Genomic DNA, 5,195 nt, shown 5'->3' with positions numbered 1-5,195 from the left:
CCCGGCGGCACCTTCACCGGCGAGAGCCTGCCCGGCGCGATCACCTGGGCCCGGGCCTGGCTCGACGGCGACCGGCCGGTGATGGATGTCGGGCGCGGCGAGGTCGTGCGCCTGCCGCGCGACGTCCTGCAGGCATGGTGGACCGGCACCACGCGCGAATGGCCGATCATGGTCGCCGACCTGGGCATCGGCCGCGACACGCTGATGGCCCACTTCATGAGCAACCACGTCGCGGTCGCCTACGGCGACATCCTGCACGAGATGATCGCGCTGAGCCGGCGGCTCGGCTTCGAGGTGCGGCTGCTGGAGGACCGCTCATGAAGCACCTGGTCCTCGGCGTCGACGTCGGCACCGGCTCCGCCCGGGCCGGCCTGTTCGACGCGGACGGCCGCCGCCTGGGCCATGCCAGCCGGGACATCGGCATCTGGCGGCTGCCCGGCGAACGGGTCGAGCAGTCGAGCGGGGACATCTGGGACGCGGTCTCGGCGGCGGTGCGCGAAGCCCTCGCCAAGGCCGGCGCCCGGCCCGGGCAGGTGGCCGGGATCGGCTTCGACGCGACCTGCTCGCTGGTGCTCTCGACCGGGGAGGGAGAGCCGCTGGCGCTCGGCGACGGCTCCCCCACGCGCGACGTCGTCGTCTGGATGGACCACCGCGCCGTTGCGGAAGCGGCGGAGATCACCGCGACCGGCGACGTCGCGCTGGAGCAGGTGGGCGGTACGATCTCGCCGGAGATGCAGCTGCCCAAGCTGCTCTGGGTCAAGCGGCACCGGCCCGACCTGTGGCGCCGCCTGGGCCGGGCACGCGACCTCGGCGACTGGCTGACCTGGCGCGCGACCGGCAGCGACGCGCGCTCCTCCTGCACGACGGTGTGCAAGTGGTGCTTCGACTACGGCGCCCACCGGGCCGGCGGCACCGGCTGGCCGCTCAGCCTCCTGGCGTCGGTCGGGCTCACGGACCTGCTGGACCGGCACCACGCCGTCGTCGGCGCCGAAGTGCTGCCGCCCGGCACGCCGCTCGGGGCGGGATTGTCGGCGCGCGCGGCCCGGGAGCTCGGCCTGGAGCCCGGAACGCCCGTGGCGGCCGCCGCGATCGACGCGCATGCCGGCGCCATCGGCGTCCTCGGCAGCGTCGACCCCGCAACCGCTCCGGACGCCCGGCTGGCGCTGGTCGCCGGGACCTCGAGCTGCCTGCTGATCCAGTCGGTGGAACGCCTGCCCGTCCAGGGCGTCTGGGGGCCCTATCGCGGGGCGCTCACCGGGAACGGGTGGCTTGCGGAGGCGGGCCAGTCGGCCACCGGCGCGTTCCTCGACCGGCTGATCCAGGGCCATCCGGCCTCGGGACGGCTGCAGGGAAACCCCCACGCGGCCCTGGCGGCGATCATCGAGGGCCTCCTGGCCCGGAGCGGGATCGACGCGCTGCTGGGCGACCGTCTCGTGCTTCCGGACGTCCTGGGAAACCGGTCGCCGCTCGCCGATCCGACCATGACCGGCGCGATCACCGGCCTGACGCTCGACGGCGACGAGCGCGACCTCGCGCGGCTGTACCTCGCCGGCCTCTTCTCCCTCGCCTATGGGAGCCGCCACATCGTGGAGACGCTGTCGGCCGGCGGGCACCGCGTCGAAGCGATCGTCGCGACGGGCAGCGGAGCCGGCAATGGGCTCCTGATGCAGGCCCATGCCGATGTCTGCGGCGTCCCGGTCTACCTGCCGGCGGAGACCGAGGGGGTCCTCCTCGGCGCCGCCATGCTGGGGGCGGTCGCGGGCGGGGTCCAGCCGGACCTCGACCATGCCATGCGGGCGATGGCGTCGGGATACCGGGTGTTGCAGCCCGATCCCCGGACCGCAGCCGCCCACGACCGGCGCTACCGCGCGAGCCGGAGACTTCAGGAAACGCTGCGCGACCTTGCGGTCGAGCTTCGCCAGGACGTCCCCGCCCCCGGGCACTGACCGGCCCCTGCCGGGCACAACCATGCGTCCTCGCGGCAAATTCGCATCCGCCGCAGAGAATGATCAGTATTGTCCACCGCTCACGATTGACTTCGTCAAGAAGCCGTCCGTGCTGGCCCTATCAATCCGTGGTTCTGGTGCTATGAAGGCCCGAATCCCCCCGTTACGCTGCGGTCAAAGGACGCGACCGGGCGACGATATGCGCGCCGCCCGATTTGCGGGAGAACCACGAACGCAGGCAGGGAGAGCAGCATGACCCTTCTAGGACGATCGAGCATTGTCGCCGCGGCGGCAGCCGTAATGGTCACCGCCATGGGCGGGGCGCACGCGCAGGAAACGTTCCGCATCGCGGTCGGCGATGCCGCCGGCGGCACCCAGCACGAACTGGGCAAGGCCTTCATCGAGGAGCTGGAGGCCCGCACCAAGGGCGCCTACACGGCGAAGCTGTACATGAACGGCCAGCTCGGCGACGAGCAGAACACCGTCAACGATGCCGCGATGGGTCTGCTGGACTTCTCCATCCTCGCCATCAACAACGTCACCCCGTTCTCGCCGACCGTCGGGCTGCTGACCCTGCCCTACGTCATCCGCAGCGTCGACGACGCCGAAAAACTCACCCAGGGCGAGATCGGCAAGGAGCTGGTCGAGAACACCATCCGCGACGCCGGCGTCCGCGTCGTCGGCTGGGCCTATTCGGGCTGCCGCGTCCTGACCAATTCCGAGCGCCCGGTCGCCACCCCCGCCGACCTCGAGGGGCTGGTCATCCGGGTCCCGAAGAACGAGATCATGATCGACGCCTATCGGTCCTGGGGCGTGAACCCGACGCCGATGGCATGGTCGGAGACGTTCACGGCGCTGCAGCTCGGCGTCGTCGACGGGCAGGACAACCCCTACATCACCGTCCATGCCATGAAGTTCTACGAGGTCCAGAAGTACATCACCGACATCTGCTACATCTTCTCGATCGAGCCGCTGATCGTGTCGGAGAGCGTCTTCCAGGGCCTCCCGCCGGAGGTGCAGACCGCCGTCCTCGAAGCCGGCGCCGCCGCGACGAAGCATAGCGCCGCGTTCCTGCGCGCGCAGGAGGAGAGCATCCGCGCCGACCTCGTCGCCAAGGGAATGGAGATCACGGAGCCGGCCGACGGAGAGGCCGAGTGGATCAAGCGCGCGACCGAGGCCGTCTGGCCGAAGTTCCACGAAGCGATCGGCGGCAAGGAAAAGCTCGACCAGGCCCTGGCGGCGCTGGGACGCACCTCCTGAGCCGGTGCGCGCCGGGCATGTGGGGGCATGCCCGGCGCGCCCGCCTTCCGAGACCGCTTGATCGACGCACGCCGGTGGAGACGACGGATGAGGGCAGTCCTCAACAACATCGAAAGCTGGCTCTGCCGTATACTCCTCGCGACCTTCGTCACGCTCCTGTTCGCGCAGATCGTCTCCCGCCAGGTGTTCGGCCACTCGATCTCCTGGAGCGAGGAACTGTCCACCTACATGTTCGTCTGGTTCGCGTTCTTCGGGGCCAGCCATGCCGCGAAGGTCTCGGCGCATAACCGCGTGACCGTCCAGTTCAGGTTGATGCCTCCCAGGGCAGCCGCGGCCGTCGAGGCGTTTTCCGACCTCCTGTGGGTGGCTTTCAACTTGTACTTCGTCTACCTGAGCTACGTGTTCATTTTCGAAAAGATGAACCTGTTCTGGAAGTCCCAGACCCTCGGGGTTCCGATGAAGTACCTGTATATGATACTGCCCGTGGCGTTCGCGCTGATGGCGTTCCGCGTATTGCAGGTCAACTATCTCCGGTTCGTCCTCGGCCGCCCCACGGTCGACCCCGACGCCTACGAGGCGCGGACCGAGTTGGAGATCGCCCAGGCCGAACTCGCGGGCGGCCTGCCCCGAAGCGCCCGCGCTGCCAACCACGCCGAGTAGCGCCCTCTCAACCGGCAGGACGCGCATCATGGCAAACCCCGTCGTCTACATCCTGTTCGGCACCTTCTTCGCCCTGCTGGGCATCGGGTCCCCGATCGCCGTCGCGCTCGGCATATCGGCGCTCGCGTCGTTCGTCTTCCTCGGCGAGAACCCGATCAAGCTGGTGCAGATCGCCTTCACGTCGGTCGGCTCCTTCCCCCTGATGGCGTTGCCGGCATTCATCCTGGCGGGCGCCCTGATGGAGGCGGCGGGCATCTCGAAGCGCCTGGTGGCCGTGGCCGAGACCTTCGCCGGCCCGTTCACCGGCGGGCTGGCGGCCGCCACGGTGTTCGCATGCCTGTTCTTCGGCGCCATATCGGGATCGGGACCCGCCACCACGGCCGCGGTAGGGATGCTGATGATCCCCGCCATGGCGCAGCGCGGCTACGCGAAGGACTACGCGGCGGCGGTCACCGCCTCGGGAGGCAGCCTCGGCATCATCATTCCCCCCTCGATCCCGATGGTGATCTTCGGGATCTCGGCGCTGGGCATGCAGCCGCCGGTCGAAGCTGTGGCCCGGCACGGAAGCTTCGCCACCGTCTCCATCCCCAAGCTGTTCGTCGCCGGCGTGCTGCCCGGACTGCTGATGGCGGCCAGCCTGCTGGCCATGAACTACGTCCTGAGCCGGAGGAACGGCTATTCGGGGGCCGCCGAAGGCTGGTCGGCCGGCGCGATCGGCCGGGCCGTCCGGCAGGGAAAGTGGTCGATACTCGCGCCGGCGGTCATTCTGGGCGGCATCTATTCGGGCCTCTTCACGCCGACGGAGGCCGCGATCGTCGCCATCTTCTACACGATCTTCATCGGCTTCTGCGTTCACCGCGAACTCGAGTGGCGGCACATCGGTCAGTGCCTCGAGACGACGACCTGGATCACGGGCCGGGTCCTGCTCATCCTCTTCACCGCGACGGCGTTCGGCCGGCTCCTGGTGGAGAACCGCATCCCGGCCACGATCGCCGAAGCGATGCTGAGCGCCACGGATAACCTCTACGTCCTGTGGACGATCATCATCCTGTTCCTCCTGTTCGTCGGCATGTTCATGGAGACGCTCGCCGCCATCCTGATCCTGACGCCCGTGCTCCTGCCCGTCGGCTACAATCTCGGCATCGACCCCACGCATTTCGGCATCGTCGTGATCTGCACCCTGGCCGTCGGCTTCCAGACGCCGCCGCTGGGAGAGAACCTGTTCGTCTCCTCCGGCGTCTCGAACACCAGCATCGAGCGGATCTTCGTCAAGATCATCCCCTTCACGATCATGAACATCATCGCGGTCTTCCTGATCGCGTTCTTTCC

At 69.0% G+C, this 5,195-nt stretch carries 5 protein-coding genes; all 5 read left to right on the top strand.

Going from position 1 to position 5,195, the window contains the following annotated elements:
- Window positions 1–321: hypothetical protein (locus VGO20_RS14940; RefSeq protein WP_327503165.1), on the top strand; the 321-nt coding region annotated here is incomplete at its 5' end.
- A complete protein-coding gene (locus VGO20_RS14935; protein ID WP_327503164.1) occupies window positions 318–1,946 on the top strand; it encodes an FGGY-family carbohydrate kinase in 1,629 nt (542 codons plus the stop codon). The genes VGO20_RS14940 and VGO20_RS14935, both read left to right, overlap by 4 nt.
- Before the next feature lie 252 nt (window positions 1,947–2,198).
- Entirely contained in the window at window positions 2,199–3,206 is a 1,008-nt protein-coding gene (locus tag VGO20_RS14930) for a TRAP transporter substrate-binding protein (RefSeq protein WP_327503163.1), read from the top strand.
- 87 nt (window positions 3,207–3,293) lie between these two features.
- A complete protein-coding gene (locus tag VGO20_RS14925) occupies window positions 3,294–3,866 on the top strand; it encodes a TRAP transporter small permease (RefSeq protein ID WP_327503162.1) in 573 nt (190 codons plus the stop codon).
- Window positions 3,867–3,894: 28 nt separating this feature from the next.
- A partial coding sequence (locus VGO20_RS14920; protein WP_327503161.1) for a TRAP transporter large permease occupies window positions 3,895–5,195 on the top strand: 1,301 nt, incomplete at its 3' end.

Source organism: Arenibaculum sp. (assembly GCF_035998295.1).
In the GTDB taxonomy this organism is placed as follows: domain Bacteria; phylum Pseudomonadota; class Alphaproteobacteria; order Azospirillales; family Azospirillaceae; genus DASYHS01.
The sequence above is the reverse complement of the archived record's forward strand: the minus strand, read 5'-3'. Positions and strand labels throughout refer to the sequence as shown.

Coding starts and splice junctions, on each gene's coding strand:
- VGO20_RS14935 (WP_327503164.1), top strand. CDS start 318: ATGAAGCACCTGGTCCTCGGCGTCGACGTCGGCACCGGCTCCGCCCGG.
- VGO20_RS14925 (WP_327503162.1), top strand. CDS start 3,294: ATGAGGGCAGTCCTCAACAACATCGAAAGCTGGCTCTGCCGTATACTC.
- VGO20_RS14930 (WP_327503163.1), top strand. CDS start 2,199: ATGACCCTTCTAGGACGATCGAGCATTGTCGCCGCGGCGGCAGCCGTA.